Raw genomic sequence first — 15,511 nt, 5'->3', positions numbered from 1 at the left:
TTCCGGTTGCCTATGTGAATTCCCGTGATTCTTTTCCGCTCGAACAGCTACTGGAAGAAAGATATCACGGGAATAAATTAAAAGGATTATGCAATGGGAAAGAGAAATACCTATCTCCTAAAAAAGGGTGAAGGATAAAATTCCCATATTCTTTTTGATGGATCTGTTCTTGATAGTTCCGATTACCAGGAATACCCGCTATTATACCTTAACCTCAGCACGGTACGATGTACTAAGCGATTATGTTTATTATACATCCAAATTATTCTTGTTAATTCACCTGGATGCTGACCTTGAAAGCCACTACTATACCAACTTCTTAACTCACGTTCTCCAAAAAGATCTTTAAGATAAAGGCGGAAGTTAATAGAAGGTGGACCTACGACTACCCATCGCCTCGATTGAGTACTCCCTACTGATGAAGCGACTTTTTCTATTTTGAACTCCTCATTTTTCATTAAATCATCTTTGTTTAAGTAATTTGGATTCGGGAAGACCTCAATAAATTCGTCGTCAAGATATGAGTTTTTATTTAATTCAACAATAGAATTGTAAGGTTCAATACTAAGCGGAAATGTTGCATCAAAGCTTATAAATATGGGGTCACCTTTCATGTCTTCTGTGCTAACAGGTCTCATATAAACAGAGAGTTTATTGGTGATTCTTTGACTACCAACTGTATAATCAGGTGTCAAACTTTCGTCCCAATAAAGAGTTCCACTTTGACTATTTGCACTTTTTTGAGCCCATTCATATTTTATATATTTAAGGTAGGGAGCTGCCCCTAGGTCAATACACCGTGCTTTAACTATATAATTTCCGTTTATTTCTCTATCAAGAACAAATGATGGAAATTTTGTCATAATTTGTTTGTGAAACTTGTTCTCAATATTATTTTTGGTACATGTCGCTGTGAGTGTAATATAGCCATGCTTCTTAACATTTAGTACTCCCGAATTATTTATTGTCGCAACTGACTCATCAGAAGAACTCCAGGATACAGAATAATTATCCGTATTATTTCGTATGGTATATTGGCTACCGGTAAAGCCAATTGCCGGGCCATCGGCCATAGTTTTCATTTGTTCTATCATCCAATTTAGCATATCATAGTCAAAAGAGATATGCATAGTTGAACCGTTAGTTATATAAAATGCATCAAACGGTGTGTGCTTGGGTGCTAATGGTGGAATATCCATTAAGTACTTTTTATTATAATCCTCTTTTGTAAGAGGAACTTTACCTTCACCAATATCCAAAGAGCTTGCAGTAGGTATAAACATAATCTTATCTGTAGATGAAATTTTCAGATTATACTTCAAGAAAGGTTTAAACCATTTCGCAGAATCCTCAGAGTTCTCTACTGAGTTTCGCGCTTTACCATAGGAGTAGTACGAGCCTGGCATAAGATCGTATGTCAGCATTGGGCTAGGCCATGTTTTTTTATATGAGAAAATAGTTCTCCGCATGTTGGCTATCCACATAAACTTCTTCGTATATCTAAAATACATGTCCGCTATGGTGTTATTGTTATATCCTGGATTCATCTCAAAGTGAACTGAGATTTTGTCACTTCCTGGTAAAAGGCCCAATGAAAACACTATCCAATCTTGTGAAAATGTACCTATTGTACTTTGCACGGGGTATTGTGCTCCAAACAGATTCAAAACAAAATCGCCTAAAAATTTCGTAGATATACTCCCATCGACGAAGAGGAAAGAATCACTTGTTCTAGTAACCGCTGTCTGTCCATTACTAATGCTTATAGTTCTCATTTTGTAGCCATTATCTCCTTGTGGATACCCAAGCATAGAAAGCTCTTTTTGCCATGTATTATGCACCGAATTATCTAAATTCCCATATCTATCAATATAATTTATTAGCATCTGTTTAGCTGCATTGCTCCGTAATACTGGAAGAATTTTATTATTTATATCTCCTGTATCTGCGATAAGGTCAATAAGCACTTTATTATGAAGAAAGCTTTGTAAACCATATAAACCATACAACACGCCTAATGGTACATTTGCTCCAAGGTGTGGAGTATCATGGCAAATAAGTAAAGAAACATCGTGTATACGGTTTTCATTCTCCATTTTCTTTAAAGCATATCTTGCTATAAGCCCTCCCATGCTTTGTCCTATTAGTATGTTTTTTTCTGTAGATCCGTTTGCGAGTTTCTCTTGATTGATTTTTTCTATCACAGTTTTTAATAAATTGGCGTTTGCCTGTATGTAATCTTTGCATTCAAACATGTCAATATAAATTATGTCATATTCAGCTCTCAATTTATTGTAAGCATAGCCGCTACGTCTCAAAGAATTTATAAAGAAATTCAGGTTAGTATTTCCGTATTTCTTATCATATAAATAGGCTTGTTTATCCTCTGGTGCGAACTCCAATGGGTCAAACCCTTCCATTACGATAAGTGGTTTAGTTAGTTTATTAGGGCTATTAGTAGAATACAAATAAGAAATTCTTCCTTTAGCAAATACACCATCATATGAGGTAGAGGCGGTTATATCTTCTGTCTTGTCCGGTAGTATCCATGAAGCTTCAGCTCTCGTGATTACATCATCTGCAATTACTTTTGCAAGACTGTGGGAGTATAAGTAAGTCCCATTTTGCAGCCGTATTCTCATTCTTAAATGTTTAATGCCACCTTGCGCATAAGTGACCAACAAACTACCCCCAATTGAGATCTCCTGGTAGCCTCTACCATCGCCAGCATCAAATGCCATGCTACTTGTTATGACATTGCTCTTCCAAAGATCAGCAGAGAAGGTATAGTGAATTGAATTACCATACAAAAGGCTGTCTTGTGCTGAGAATCCAAAAGTATAATTTGATTGATACGGATTCTGCCATACACCGTTTATATTGTTATCAAAAACCTGATTATTTTCGTATCTAATAAGTTTATTAGAAAGAGCATCTGCACGAATTTGTGAGTATTGATACAAAGCAACTCCTATGACACCTTTGCCGGGTGCAGAGCGTGAGTATTGATTTGCCAAAATAATATTTGCATCAAAAGATTTTGTGCCAACAGTACCAGAGCGTATCGTTCTCAATATATTTTCAAACGCTATCCTATTAACGTAGTTACTATCATTTAGTTCTCTTCCATTATACATATCTAAATCGGCTAGCTCGAAAGCATAGTCTCTTAGAATGCCGTGCGGAATTTTTTTCTTATCAATATTATTAAACGTTTTGTCCAGCCAATTTCTAATATCAGAATTATCTTCAACCTGTTGTGAAAATGCTGATATTGCAATCAGACAGAATAAAATAAGCAAAGTTTTTCTCATAATGGTAGCTTCTTAAGATGTTGATGTTCTAGAAAATTATTTCAGGAAGTCCAGCCTGATAAAAGGTTTTGTCACACTCCAAGTGATATCCTTCAAAATGTCCTTGCTTTACAGAGCTCGCTATAATAACTCCGTCAATAATTTCACTGGTTGCTTCAGCTGCAAATTCAAATTTTCCGTATATATGGCCATTCACTATATCTAATTTTGTGAACTCTATGTAACCATCAGTGGCCTTCGTTGTCCTTATCGAAAGTCTTTTTTTTCTTATTGATTCAGGAAGCTTTAAGGTATCCGTACATTCATATAAATAAGGGTAAGATTCGATGGCTGCGATAAAGCTGTTATCTTCAAACATATAATCTTTATTGGAATATACATTTTTACTAAAATACATTTTTTCACCGATAGCTGGTAAGGATTTTCGACAAACAGAAAGGCTAATTAAATAACGTTTGTTATCCTCAAGAAAAATATACTTTTCTATATTAAAAGTAAAAGTATCCTTCTTGTTGTAATAATAATTCATGTGAAAGTTGACGTATGGCTCAAAAGGACCTCTTAGTCCTTCGCCATAAGCTCTTTCGCCATTAACCATACATTCCACAAAACTTTTATTTTTAGGAAATAGTATCTCGAAGAGGTCTTTTTTGCAACTTGTTAAAACAAATAAGATTGCGATACCATATAAAGAATATGTTTTGATTCTATTCATTTTTATTAAGATTGGTTACTAACTGGAGGTAAAAGGCATATAAACTATCAGGTATACACAGATCTTTTGCTTCATTTGCACTCAAATTCAATAAATACATAGAGTCTCGGAAGATAATCTGGTCGATAAGCATAAACTCCTTGTCGGATTGAATTTTGCTTTTGTATTCATCAGATAAAACATCCGAAAAATCATTGATTGATCTACTCAAAATCTCATTTGCTTGAGAATTTTCCAAAATAATCTCATCTTCTTTGCAGGAGCTAACTACGGCGAATAATGCCATAAATAGTAAAATACTCATTGTCTTTTTCATATCAATAAAGTTTTAAAATCATTAATATCCCATTAACATTACTGTCCCATTAAAACCTAAAATAGTTCTTTGAAATATTTGAAATTTAGTTAGTTACACAGATTTTTAAAGCGCGACGTTTTCAACTTACACCTTTGCAGCCCAATAAAAGACTGCAATGAATAAAGAGAAATATGTGCTTTCCCAATTAATCTTATTCTTGAACGAGGATAAGTTTCGACGTATTGTCGACAAGTATCGCGGGAATCGCTATATAAAGCATTTCACTTGCTGGAATCAACCACTTGCTTTGATGTTCGATCAACTTTCTAATCGTGAAAGTCTGAGAGATTTGATAGTTGCTCTTGAAGCTCATCATTCCAAATGTTATCATTTAGGAATGGGTAAAAACGTATCAAAATCATCGCTGGCACGAGCACATCAAGATAGAAACGATCATATCTTTGAAGAACACGCTTACTACCTAGTTAGCGAAGCACGACAAAAGCGTGTTAATCATATTTTCAAACTTAGTGGCAACGTTTATGCTTTTGATTCGACAACTATTGACCTGTGTCTTTCAGTCTTTTGGTGGGCTAAATTCCGCAAGAAGAAAGGTGGTATCAAAGTGCATACATTATATGATGTAGAAACACAGATCCCTGCATTCTTTCATATCACGGAAGCATCCGTACACGATTCTAAAGCAATGAATGAAATTCCTTATGAACCAGACTCTTATTATATCTTGACCGCGGTTATAACAACTTCAAGATGCTACATAAGATTCATCAGATTGAAGCCTACTTCGTTGTCAGAGCAAAAAAAGAACCTTCAATACAAATCTATTCAATGGAAACGTAGGCTCCCTAAGAATGTGCTTTCAGACGTAAGTGTACTTCTGACTGGATTCTATCCTAAACAATATTATCCGGAGCCACTTAGACTGGTCAAATATTGGGATGAAGAACAAGAAAGAGAATTTACATTCATAACCAATGCCACGCATATATCTGCACTTCAAGTTGCCGAACTTTATAAAAACCGCTGGCAGGTAGAGATGTTTTTCAAATGGCTCAAGCAGCATCTTAAAATCAAAAGATTTTAGGGTACTACAGAGAATGCTGTTCGAATACAGATATATGCTGCAATATGCACTTACTGTTTAGTGGCAATCATTCAGCACGATATGCAACTGGACAGAAGTACATACGAAGTGCTACAAATACTGAGCATCTCATTGGCCGATAAAACTCACCTGAAAGACCTCTTTTGATAATACTAAATTTCAAAATGACAAAGAGCGATTCGGACCCAATGGGTCAAGTTTATTTAATTTTTAATTCGTCCCAATTTTAATGGGACACTAGTTAAACAATATCATAACCAAACTTAACTATCCTACCCATAGAAGCTCTTACTATCCGAACTTGGTAGCCCGTAAAATTGGCAACCAAGTTCTATCGAATTGTTGGTTATACTCTGTGCGGCTACTTGCAGATCCAGTAGAACTAAAATAAATAATGTTAGTACTACTTCATTAAGTTTTTTTTATCTTTTGCAAAGATAGACAATAACGGGTCGATAAGTACTAATTTCTCATGTACAATAAGTATCTATTATATCTAAAATAAAAAACTAAAAATGAGCTAATTAAGTAGACATCATCTATATACACCGATGTACAATCACTTAAAAGCTGGGAATAAAGTGATCAATAATCATATTTTCAACACCTATTTTTTTATTTCACTTTTTTCTGGGAATACTGGCATTGGCTGTATGATAGCTAAAGTGAGACACATATATGCACACTAAATAGTCTTCTTTTGTATTGATATTCAAGAAAAAATTACAAAAATTGAGCTTAATATATCAGCAAGCACAACTTTTCTGCATAAGCGAGTAATCTTTTTAATTTCCTTTTTGTAAAATCTTTGCTTCTTGATTTAGCAGCCTAATCTGTTCTAACTTCTCTGCAACCTTCTTTGACCTATATTCAAAGTTTTCCACCTCTTCACGAATAATATCGATTTGTTCATAGTTCCGACTTCTATTAAAACAGATTTCTAACGTATCAAGTTTACCGCCATTAATACCACCACGCATCAGAATATGGCGATATTTTAAATCATTATCTTCCAACTTGTGGCTTTTCTTGAGCTGATAAGCATTTCCGCAAATAAGAGCCGTGATTACAAGAATCAGCCCTATTTGAAAAAAGAACGGACGAGAAGTCTTCAATTCAAAGCTATGACACTTGTAAACGGTGATTCGTTCCAATCGCTTTACCTGTTCCGCTATACGCTGTAATTCAGCAAAGACATCAGCTCTCGTCTTCACCATATTCTTGCACACCTGTAATGCTGCAATGTACTTTTGGACAACGATTAGTGAATCCTCCCAATCTTGGTGATTGACTATCGTTTTATCTTTGAATACCTGAATATCTTGTTGAAGCAAGCTCAAACGGTCTGATAGCAATGCTAAATCTTCATTACCACTACTTAAAGGGCGTTCCTCCAACAACACTTTTATATCAGAAAGCATATTTGACATACCATCCAACACCAAGCTCATTTCATTTACTGAATTATTATCTTTCATATTTTCTACTTTTAATAATTAAAACCTGATTCCTTTTTTCTTTTTCTTCTTTCTCAAATTGGGATTGTAAGGATTATCCTCTACAGGATTAGATGACAGAGTAAATAGACCTCCCAAACCTTGTGTAATACCCTCCACAGCATCTTCGAAAAAAGAGTGTGCCTGCTCTTGGTAAACAGAAGAAGGCTGCTTATTCTCTGCTTGTTGAATACAGCCATTCTGTTCAAACAGTTTATCTAACTTAGCAAAACTAAAGTTACGATCCACTTCCGAAGCCTTGAACGTAATACCCTCTTTAGTAAATGAAACTCCTTGCAAAGTATCACTCTTCCCCTTATACTTCAAAATAGTCTGTATGCCCTGCCTTGCTAACAAGTCACTAAACCGCTTCCAATCAGTTGCCTTAACCGATGATGCTTTGACTCCATGATAAATCTCGTATTTAGTTTTATCTTTGCCTTTCAGTCGATGGGTACGCACTCTGTCCTTGTCTTTCCCAAAGTAAAGGGAATATTTATCTTTCAACTCCTTACAAACTTGCGTATTGCGATAACGATCGTTCTTGTCAATTATAGTCTGCCCATTATTATCTACACGATTATAAACCAAATGAATATGTGGATGCTTTTGGTCGCTGTGTCGTGCTATGATATACTGCGTATCTTTAATACTCATTTTCACCATATATTCCATCGCATACTTCACCATGAGTTCATCGGTCAAGCAGAAAGAATCTTCAGGAGCATAGCTTAACGAGATATGCCCGACTGGTTGCCGGATATTCGGCTTCATCATGCGCTGTGCTTGAAAGCAGTCGATTATGGTAGAACGATTTTCGGTCAGCACTCCATCCGATGCTAACAGTTCCGCACCCTCCTTGCCCAATACATAGTTTATGCAACCACTAAAAGTTGCCCCTTTGCTTATTTTGCCAATCATCGGATAACTGATTTATGATAGTTACTATTTTCTTCTTGAATGCTATCAGTTCGGTTGCCACTCCCGCAAATCCTCCAGCATTGGCTTTATGCGCCAACTGGTTGAGATTATTTGCTTCTCCTGCTAACTTACGCAAAGTGTCAGCATCGGCTTTACTGATGCGCTGCACCACCTTGCCTGCTAACATTGCAGAACGAGTGAAACTGCTAAGAGATACCCCTGCATCTTTCCGTCGTTTCTGCAATGCCTGGTACTCCAGTTCGGAGAAACGGGCACTCACGATACGTACTCTATTCTTGTTAATCCCCGATCGGGGTTGTCTATCTTTATCCATAAGGTTGTTTCTTGAAATTGCGACCAACGGGAGTAATTTCCCTTTGCCATAGGCAAAGCAAGGAGCGGAAATGTATACATTTCCATAACCTTGCTATCGTTAGTTGGCTTACCCGCAGTTGGCGCATGGTTTATACTATGGTAGATTACATCTTTCTGCCTTTACTCCGTTTCAAGGGTATCGGTTGTTCATTTTTCCGCTCAACAGATGGCACTTGGAGTACTGGCTGCTCCTGCTTCTTGCCGCATAGATAGTCGTTAAGGTCTTTGTACTCCCCGTACTTCTGCGAGCTATTATGAATACGTAAACCGTACTCCTCGCGAAGCTCTTGCAGGGTGGTGATTCCTGCCACATCGTTATCTAAAAAGCAATAAATACGTTCGTAACTCCCCAAATGCTCCAAAGCTTTGGAGAGGTTAGAAACAGAGTTCAGAACAAGATAGTCTTGCTTATCAAGGTCTGGATAGCTCGGACAACTTTTCTGCCGCAAAGTAAGAAATGAAAGATAATCCACAAACCCCTCAAACACACAACATGCTTCTTGCGGCTCTTTTTGCCGGATATGCGTAATGTTTTTGGGAGAGATGCAGCCTTTGAAATACTTATTCCGCACTTCGTAACCCCCTACAACATTAGAAAAACCGATAGCGAAGTACCATTTACCATTATTCGCGAAATGCAACTCCTTACATTCTTTTTTCGCCTGTTCAATATTGATACCTCTTTCCTGCAAATAAGTCAAAAGCGCCGGATTGGTAAGCGGCTCAACTTCCAACTGTTGAAAGCTCGGCAAAGAGGCTTTCGGACGAAAAGAAAAAGAGACGGGATGAACAGCAGGACTTTGCTCCGCTATCCGTTGCAATAAATACGGCACGCTATCCGTTCCGTGAAGTTCCGATACTAAAGCAATAATGTTACCACCTTTACCTAAACCAAAATCGTACCATTCGTTACGAGATAGGTTTACTTTGAATGAGGCTTCGGTTTCGGTACGAAAGGGGGAGTTATACCAAAGATTATTTCCTTGCTGCTTTACAGGGCTAAAGCCCAAACTATGCAGATAATCTTCCAATGCTATATTTTTAGATTCGCTAATTGTCATATTCTTAAAATTAATTGAATTGATAAATTGGTGATAGGTTTAGTCTGTTACCATCTATAGGCACCCCAACTAAACCGTACCCATTTTTAATAGTGAAATTCGGGATTGTATTTATATCCTTTCCCCTCTTTCACTATCATGCGCTTATAGACAAGGAACTTTTTAAGATCAAGAATAACGTTCCTACCACGTTCAAAACCCACAGTCACATATCCCTTTTGCAATATGTCCAACAGATTTTGATGACCTCTTATTAGTTGGTCGCCTAATGCGTTTGTCAACGCTTCACGGTGCTGGGCTTCTGTTAGCTCTGTATAAGAAAACCTTTTTTGTGTTTTGGATTTTTCTATCACATACCCTTCTGCCAATTCCGGTAAAGCTTCATCATTGATACGAAACGCAAACGGTTCAAACTCTCTGTCACGAATGTGCATTGCTTTCACTTCGCTAATATCACCGTCCATGTCACTTTTGGTTATCTGAAGAATCGTCTCAGCTTTATTATTCAGTTCCGTACCAATATGCCCTCTCGTGTTATCATCCCCTTTGTTAAGGTGCAAAACAGTATGGATATGAATTTGATGTTGGTCTGTCCATTGCATCAACTTGTTCACCAGAATAGTTGCTTCACTCGGATTGTTAATGTCATACATCAAGTCACGGATTCCATCTATAATCACCAAACCCAAACCATTCATATGGTTGATAACATGGTCAATGACTCCTACACGATCTTCAGGGTTGTACTGCCTCAAAGCGAGAAATTCCAAATCTTCAGGATGTATATCTGCTGGCAAGTCTGCTAAACGCAAGATACGCTTCATTACCTTTTGGCAGTGAAACGGGCTTTGCTCTGTGTCCACATAAAGTAGTTTACGCTTGCTTGGAGGAAGTTCGGCTACATAGCGTAGCACCTCATCATTTTTCAACGCAGCCGCCACAATGGCGGATACGTTAAATGTCTTTTTACTTTTGGCTTTCCCAGTTGATGCACTAAAGTTGCCCAGTGTCCCAATGGATGAGCCATGCGCCCAGAGTATTTCAGGGGCTACTTTATATTCATCCGTAACTTTCAGCCGAGCGGATTGCCACAAAACGGCAAGTTCTTCAGAAGTATGTTCTTTCTTGTTTTCCATAACTGCTACTTCTTGTATGGATGGTTAGATACATATTGCTCTGCCTCTTGGGCTGTTTGTGCCTGTGTCTTTACTGGATTTTGACGTAGCCACGCTTCTAACTCCACTTTTTCAAAATAGAGCATCTTGCCTTGCGGCTTGTAATGAGGGATTAAATTACCCGATGTAAGTTTATACAGGTAACTTTTAGACAGATGAAGAAATCGACTTGCTTCCTCGAAGCTAAGTACATTCTTTGAATAGAATAACAACTGTTCGAGTTCTGAAACTCGTAATTCAAGACTTTTGTCCATTTGAGTAATAATTTGAAATTAAACAAATGGGGTGCGCACCCCGTTATTTTCTCGTTAACGGGGGCAAATGTATTGGGAATAAGCTTGATAGTGAATTGAGGATGTTTTAGGTCTTAGACTATCCTAAAGTTTTTTGTAGTTGCTTGATATATCTGCCTATGACTGTGTATTTATACGATAGTTGCACATCTTTATTATTAGCGTTTGCATTAGCTAAATCATTGCAATTCAGATAGTCATTCTTTTGAGAAGCTAAAAACAGTTTGTATTTGGCAATGACCGATTGCCAATTTCCGGTAATCAGATTACGGTTGCTCAGGCTAGAAAAGAAGTACGCAAGTAGCCTATTATTCTTTGATTTCAAAATATTATTGGGCTTGCAATCGAATATTGCTTTCCAATCTTCATGAGTAACCATAGCATTAAACATCTTTACCTCATTGGCGCATTCAGCCATTAGGTTCAGCTGTACACTTATGAAACTTTGCTCAAATGGGTTATCGGTTTCGACTTTTGGTTTGGCTGGAATTTCGAGAGCCACCGGAACCATTCCATTCAACCCTTCTATCTCACCAAGTATTCCTTGTGTGCGTATACGCAAAGAATCAAGAAATCTTTCATATGCAACAACTTTTACTATAACAGAAAAATAGGGCAATTCATTATCATAGAAAGTGTTATTTTGTACGTATTTCGAATAATCAAATTGAGTGTGAAGATAGGTACGATACTTGCGTTTATCTGCTGGTTGTAAATATTCGAACAGACCACTTTCCCAAAAGAATTCAGGGTCAGCGTAATATCTTTGAAGATCGACCAATACCGGATTGCTTACATGTATTTCTATCAGTTCTTTTGATATTCTATTATATTCCTTCTTCTCAAACTCAATCGTTTCTGCCAGACCATAATAGCGACAGTTAAGAAAAACTCTATCAACTAAAGCTTCGTAAACAGGAGCTATACACAAATCAAAGATACGTTGTATACGATCAAACGAAGCTTTAAATGCATCATTCACTCTATTTAATTCTTCATCCATAATGTGCTATGTCTTTATTTTAGTCCCAAAGATACATTCTATAAACAAGAAACAAGTTCAAAAAGGAAAATATATAGAAAAATAACATTGTAATTTAAACTTTTAATCTGTTAAATTAGGAATGAGACTTATCGCTTCATCTTTCTTTTTATCAATTATCTTGGCATAGATTTGAGTAGTTGCAATATTCTTATGTCCCAATAATTTGCTAACAGTGTAAAGGTCTGCACCCAAGGTAAGCATCATTGTAGCATGTGAATGGCGTGCAACATGGAACGAAATGTGCTTCGTTATCCCTGCTTCCTTTGCCCACTTTTGCAAGACGTTGTTTACTGTTCCTTGATGAGTCAAGGGAAAAATCACCTCGTTATCTTTCGCTTCTCCTCTTTCAGGTAGCAGCTTCAAGGCTTCATCTGATATTGGAAGATAAATAGCCTCTTTCGTCTTTTGCATTGTAATCTCTATCCGAACCTTATCACCGCTTCTCTGCAAATTTTGCCATGTTAGTCGTTTTATATCACTAACTCGTAATCCACACAAACAGCTAAACAGAAAAGCTTGCTTCATTATTTCGGATTTACATGGCATAGCTATCAGTGTTTTAATTTCCTCAATCGTCAGATATTCTCTTTTACTTGCTTCTGCCCTAACTTTAGCAGCAAAATCAAATCCAACTGTAGGATTAATATTAATAATTCCATCTTGAAAGGCACGATTGAGAGCGGTTCTTACAACAGCATAATAAGCTACAATAGAGTTATTGCTAAGAATACCACCACCTTTCTCCAATCCAAATTTACTTGCCCTCTTTGCTTGTCTCAGAAAGTCAACAAAACCACCCAGAAAGTCTCTATCTACATCTTTGAAAGCAATACAATCTCCTCTATATAATTTCAACTCCCGCACTACATTTCCCATTGTGCTACAATAATTAAGACTGCCACGCTCTTTTGCCTGCGTTCTCATCTCTTCGATGTAGTCAATAATATTGGCTTTGGACTTATTGTTATTCTGAAAGCCGTGAGCATCATTCTGTAGTTCTACGATACGTTTACTCTGAATAGCCTTAGCAAGAGCCAACGTTGTTTCATTCTTCAACTTATCCTCTCTTGTCTTTTCCGGCATTAGATACAACTTCAAAAACTCATATTGCCGCTTACCACCAACATAGTTTTCTTTCCTTATCACATCACCAGTGTAGTAATCTAAATAAATAGACTGATTACCATTAGCAAGCTGTTTAAACCTAATTTTCACAGGCTCCTTTAGTTTAGCCTCTTGTTTCTTCTTTGCCATCTTATATCCCTATTTTGTTACCGACACAAATATAGGGGTTTATTTTGTTACTCAAGCATAAACGAGTAACAAACTGGTAACAAAATAAAGGAATTTATAGGAATAAGAAGAGAAACAAGAAAGAAATTAAGCAAAAAAACAAAATATACACAAAATGCTATTAATCAAATACTTTTATATCATTTACTACCCTCTTTCTTTCTCTTTTTCCACAACTGCCACGAGTTGATAATGTTCTGCCACAATACATACGCCCCCGGACCAACCGAAGAAAGCGGATTCAAATAAGTATGTGCCATCCAGATGGCAAGAATTGTATTTTTCTGTCCCAATGCCTGCCCTCCACTGATGCGATCATTGTACAAACCTCCCAATGTTTTGCCTAGAAAGAACTGCAAACAACAAACGACCAAAGAACCCAGAGCGATCAATATTTCCGTTTGCCCATCGGCCGAATCATTGATAAGCGAAGCAATGGTTCGAGCAGTGACGATAGTCAGAGAAACAGCCCATAGGTAAAAAGCCAGCTCGTGGTAGCTTAATAAAATTCGATGCGCCTTTGGAAAAAAACGATGCAACAACCAGGCCACAAAAATAGGGCAAATAAGCAACGGAAAAATCTTACTTAGAATAACCGTAAAAGCACTCCAGAAGTCTTGAGAGGGATTGGCCTCAATCAACGGGAAAAGAATAGGCACCGCAATGGCGGCACCAATATTGGCAATCAAGGTATAGGTAGTTAAACTGGAAGCACTTCCCCCTAACTTACTCGTAATAACGGCAGCAGCCGTTGCAGTAGGACAAATAACACAAACCATCACCCCCTCGGCCAATATCTTATTAAAACGATAAAGCAATAGATAAACCACCAATGCACCGAATATCTGAATCAAAAGCAACCACAAATGCAAACGTTTCGGCCGGAGTTCTTGCGGAGACACTTTACAAAAAGTAAGCAACAGCATAACAAAGATAAGGGCCGGAGTCAAGAAAGAGAGGGTTGTAAATAGTGGATAACCCACCCCACCGATTAACATGGCAATAGGCAATGTCCAATCTTTAAGAAATTTCAACATCATTGCATCGTTTTAAAATTAGCACGGCAAAGTTATGGTAAAAAACACAAAACTTAACCGCAAATAGTGAGTTTTCGGCAAATTTCTACTACATTTGCACATTATTTTAGATATGGAACTACGTAGATTGAACATATTACACAGACTTATTTTCCTATGCCTGCTCGTTTTTCCGCTTCATGGTAGCAAGGCATGGGCAAAAGACTTTGTTGTCGTTATAGATGCCGGCCATGGAGGACACGACCCAGGTGCGGTGGGACGCATATCAAAAGAAAAGAATATCAATCTCAAAGTGGCGCTTAGGCTGGGAAACTTAATTAAGCAGAGTTCCGACGATGTGAAAGTGATTTATACACGCAGCAAAGACGTATTTATCCCCCTAGACCGACGAGCCGAAATAGCCAACGAGGCCAACGCCGATCTATTTATATCAATACACACCAATGCGCTGGCAAAGAATAAAACGGCCACAGGAGCATCAACATGGACATTGGGTCTTGCCAAATCGGACGCCAACCTGGAGGTAGCTAAGCGCGAAAACTCCGTAATTCTTTATGAAAGTGATTATAAGACTCGATATGCCGGCTTCAACCCCAACTCTGCCGAATCGTATATTATCTTCGAATTTATGCAAGATAAATACATGGAGCAAAGCGTTCATCTGGCCTCATTGGTGCAAAAACAATTTCGCCATTCGTGCAAACGAGTAGACCGGGGAGTACACCAAGCAGGTTTCCTGGTTCTGAAAGCAAGTGCAATGCCGAGCATCTTGGTAGAATTAGGATTCATTTCGACTCCAGAAGAAGAACGCTATCTCAACACGGAAGAAGGAACCAATAATCTGGCACGCGGTATCCATCGTGCTTTTCTAACTTACAAACGAGAACACGAAATTCGCTTAACCGGAGCCAGCCGCACTATTATTCCGGCTGACAACGAAGACTCGCTACAACCCAAGCAAGAAGCCACGCAGGTGGCCGTATATGAAGAGGTAGAAAAGAATGACAGCTCGACTGGCGTTAGTCAATTAACAGCAGAAGTATCTCGTCCGATTGTAGTAGAGAGCGCAACAAACGACAACATCATTACGTTTAAAATACAAATACTCACCTCATCGAGCCCGCTATCCAAAAATGACAAACGCCTCAAAGGACTCAAAGATGTGGAGTACTATAAAGAAGGAGGAATATTCAAGTACACCTATGGAGCCTCGCCCGATTATAATAAGGTATTACGCACAAGACGTAACATCGCTGCGCAGTTTAAAGATGCCTTCATCATCGCCTTTCAAAACGGAGAGAAGATGAATATCCACACTGCCATTAATGAATTTAAAAAGAAAAAGAACTAAAAATAAAAGAT

At 37.8% G+C, this 15,511-nt stretch carries 13 protein-coding genes and 1 pseudogene; 2 read left to right on the top strand and 12 right to left on the bottom strand.

The window, feature by feature from the left end; all coding sequences use genetic code 11:
- Positions 1 to 182 precede the first annotated feature (182 nt).
- From TY03_RS22220 to TY03_RS14155, 3 genes are read right to left on the bottom strand one after another with little or no spacing between them, the layout of a single operon-like run.
- A complete protein-coding gene (locus tag TY03_RS22220; protein WP_052332500.1) occupies positions 183 to 3,314 on the bottom strand; it encodes an esterase/lipase family protein in 3,132 nt (1,043 codons plus the stop codon).
- 28 nt (positions 3,315 to 3,342) lie between these two features.
- Positions 3,343 to 4,029, bottom strand: a complete 687-nt coding sequence (locus TY03_RS14160; protein WP_052332499.1) for a hypothetical protein — start codon at positions 4,027 to 4,029, stop codon at positions 3,343 to 3,345.
- The gene (locus tag TY03_RS14155) at positions 4,022 to 4,345 is read right to left on the bottom strand and encodes a hypothetical protein (RefSeq protein ID WP_042371086.1); all 324 of its coding nucleotides are present in this window, start codon (positions 4,343 to 4,345) and stop codon (positions 4,022 to 4,024) included. Before TY03_RS14155 ends, TY03_RS14160 begins: the two co-directional genes overlap by 8 nt.
- 157 nt (positions 4,346 to 4,502) lie before the next feature.
- On the opposite strand from TY03_RS14155, the gene TY03_RS14150 reads away from it, so the two are divergent.
- Complete coding sequence (locus tag TY03_RS14150; protein WP_230201980.1) at positions 4,503 to 5,432, top strand: IS4 family transposase; 930 nt, start codon at positions 4,503 to 4,505, stop codon at positions 5,430 to 5,432.
- Positions 5,433 to 6,238: 806 nt separating this feature from the next.
- On the opposite strand, the gene TY03_RS21520 is transcribed toward TY03_RS14150, so the two are convergent.
- The 9 genes from TY03_RS21520 to TY03_RS14105 form a co-directional block, all read right to left on the bottom strand.
- Entirely contained in the window at positions 6,239 to 6,931 is a 693-nt protein-coding gene (locus TY03_RS21520; RefSeq protein ID WP_052332498.1) for a hypothetical protein, read from the bottom strand.
- An 18-nt stretch (positions 6,932 to 6,949) separates the two neighbouring features.
- Positions 6,950 to 7,870 carry a relaxase/mobilization nuclease domain-containing protein gene (locus tag TY03_RS14140; RefSeq protein ID WP_042371084.1) on the bottom strand — a complete coding sequence of 307 codons (921 nt, stop codon included), beginning with the start codon at positions 7,868 to 7,870 and terminating at the stop codon, positions 6,950 to 6,952.
- The gene (locus TY03_RS14135; protein ID WP_042371082.1) at positions 7,836 to 8,204 is read right to left on the bottom strand and encodes a MobC family plasmid mobilization relaxosome protein; all 369 of its coding nucleotides are present in this window, start codon (positions 8,202 to 8,204) and stop codon (positions 7,836 to 7,838) included. Before TY03_RS14135 ends, TY03_RS14140 begins: the two co-directional genes overlap by 35 nt.
- A gap of 145 nt (positions 8,205 to 8,349) precedes the next feature.
- Positions 8,350 to 9,306, bottom strand: coding sequence for a toprim domain-containing protein (locus TY03_RS14130; protein ID WP_042371080.1), 957 nt, complete (start codon positions 9,304 to 9,306; stop codon positions 8,350 to 8,352).
- An 86-nt stretch (positions 9,307 to 9,392) separates the two neighbouring features.
- The gene (locus TY03_RS14125; RefSeq protein ID WP_042371078.1) at positions 9,393 to 10,442 is read right to left on the bottom strand and encodes an AAA family ATPase; all 1,050 of its coding nucleotides are present in this window, start codon (positions 10,440 to 10,442) and stop codon (positions 9,393 to 9,395) included.
- Positions 10,443 to 10,447: 5 nt separating this feature from the next.
- Complete coding sequence (locus TY03_RS14120) at positions 10,448 to 10,735, bottom strand: helix-turn-helix domain-containing protein (protein ID WP_042371077.1); 288 nt, start codon at positions 10,733 to 10,735, stop codon at positions 10,448 to 10,450.
- Positions 10,736 to 10,853: 118 nt separating this feature from the next.
- Complete coding sequence (locus tag TY03_RS14115; protein WP_042371076.1) at positions 10,854 to 11,777, bottom strand: hypothetical protein; 924 nt, start codon at positions 11,775 to 11,777, stop codon at positions 10,854 to 10,856.
- A gap of 102 nt (positions 11,778 to 11,879) precedes the next feature.
- Entirely contained in the window at positions 11,880 to 13,073 is a 1,194-nt protein-coding gene (locus TY03_RS14110; RefSeq protein WP_042371075.1) for a site-specific integrase, read from the bottom strand.
- Between the two features lie 179 nt (positions 13,074 to 13,252).
- On the bottom strand, positions 13,253 to 14,149 hold the full coding sequence (locus TY03_RS14105; protein WP_042371072.1) for a bile acid:sodium symporter family protein: 897 nt from the start codon (positions 14,147 to 14,149) through the stop codon (positions 13,253 to 13,255).
- Between the two features lie 66 nt (positions 14,150 to 14,215).
- On the opposite strand from TY03_RS14105, the pseudogene TY03_RS14100 reads away from it, so the two are divergent.
- A pseudogene (locus TY03_RS14100) lies at positions 14,216 to 15,500 on the top strand (N-acetylmuramoyl-L-alanine amidase family protein).
- Positions 15,501 to 15,511: the final 11 nt, after the last annotated feature.

Origin of the sequence: Bacteroides neonati (genome assembly GCF_000499785.1) — a bacterium.
Taxonomy (GTDB): Bacteria; Bacteroidota; Bacteroidia; order Bacteroidales; family Bacteroidaceae; genus Bacteroides; species Bacteroides neonati.
This window is presented reverse-complemented; position numbering and strand designations above follow the sequence as displayed.

Excerpts from the sequence above, each read along its gene's own strand:
- TY03_RS22220 (WP_052332500.1), bottom strand. The coding sequence starts at position 3,314 with ATGAGAAAAACTTTGCTTATTTTATTCTGTCTGATTGCAATATCAGCA.
- TY03_RS14160 (WP_052332499.1), bottom strand. The coding sequence starts at position 4,029 with ATGAATAGAATCAAAACATATTCTTTATATGGTATCGCAATCTTATTT.
- TY03_RS14155 (WP_042371086.1), bottom strand. The coding sequence starts at position 4,345 with ATGAAAAAGACAATGAGTATTTTACTATTTATGGCATTATTCGCCGTA.
- TY03_RS14150 (WP_230201980.1), top strand. The coding sequence starts at position 4,503 with ATGAATAAAGAGAAATATGTGCTTTCCCAATTAATCTTATTCTTGAAC.
- TY03_RS21520 (WP_052332498.1), bottom strand. The coding sequence starts at position 6,931 with ATGAAAGATAATAATTCAGTAAATGAAATGAGCTTGGTGTTGGATGGT.
- TY03_RS14140 (WP_042371084.1), bottom strand. The coding sequence starts at position 7,870 with ATGATTGGCAAAATAAGCAAAGGGGCAACTTTTAGTGGTTGCATAAAC.
- TY03_RS14135 (WP_042371082.1), bottom strand. The coding sequence starts at position 8,204 with ATGGATAAAGATAGACAACCCCGATCGGGGATTAACAAGAATAGAGTA.
- TY03_RS14130 (WP_042371080.1), bottom strand. The coding sequence starts at position 9,306 with ATGACAATTAGCGAATCTAAAAATATAGCATTGGAAGATTATCTGCAT.
- TY03_RS14125 (WP_042371078.1), bottom strand. The coding sequence starts at position 10,442 with ATGGAAAACAAGAAAGAACATACTTCTGAAGAACTTGCCGTTTTGTGG.
- TY03_RS14120 (WP_042371077.1), bottom strand. The coding sequence starts at position 10,735 with ATGGACAAAAGTCTTGAATTACGAGTTTCAGAACTCGAACAGTTGTTA.
- TY03_RS14115 (WP_042371076.1), bottom strand. The coding sequence starts at position 11,777 with ATGGATGAAGAATTAAATAGAGTGAATGATGCATTTAAAGCTTCGTTT.
- TY03_RS14110 (WP_042371075.1), bottom strand. The coding sequence starts at position 13,073 with ATGGCAAAGAAGAAACAAGAGGCTAAACTAAAGGAGCCTGTGAAAATT.
- TY03_RS14105 (WP_042371072.1), bottom strand. The coding sequence starts at position 14,149 with ATGTTGAAATTTCTTAAAGATTGGACATTGCCTATTGCCATGTTAATC.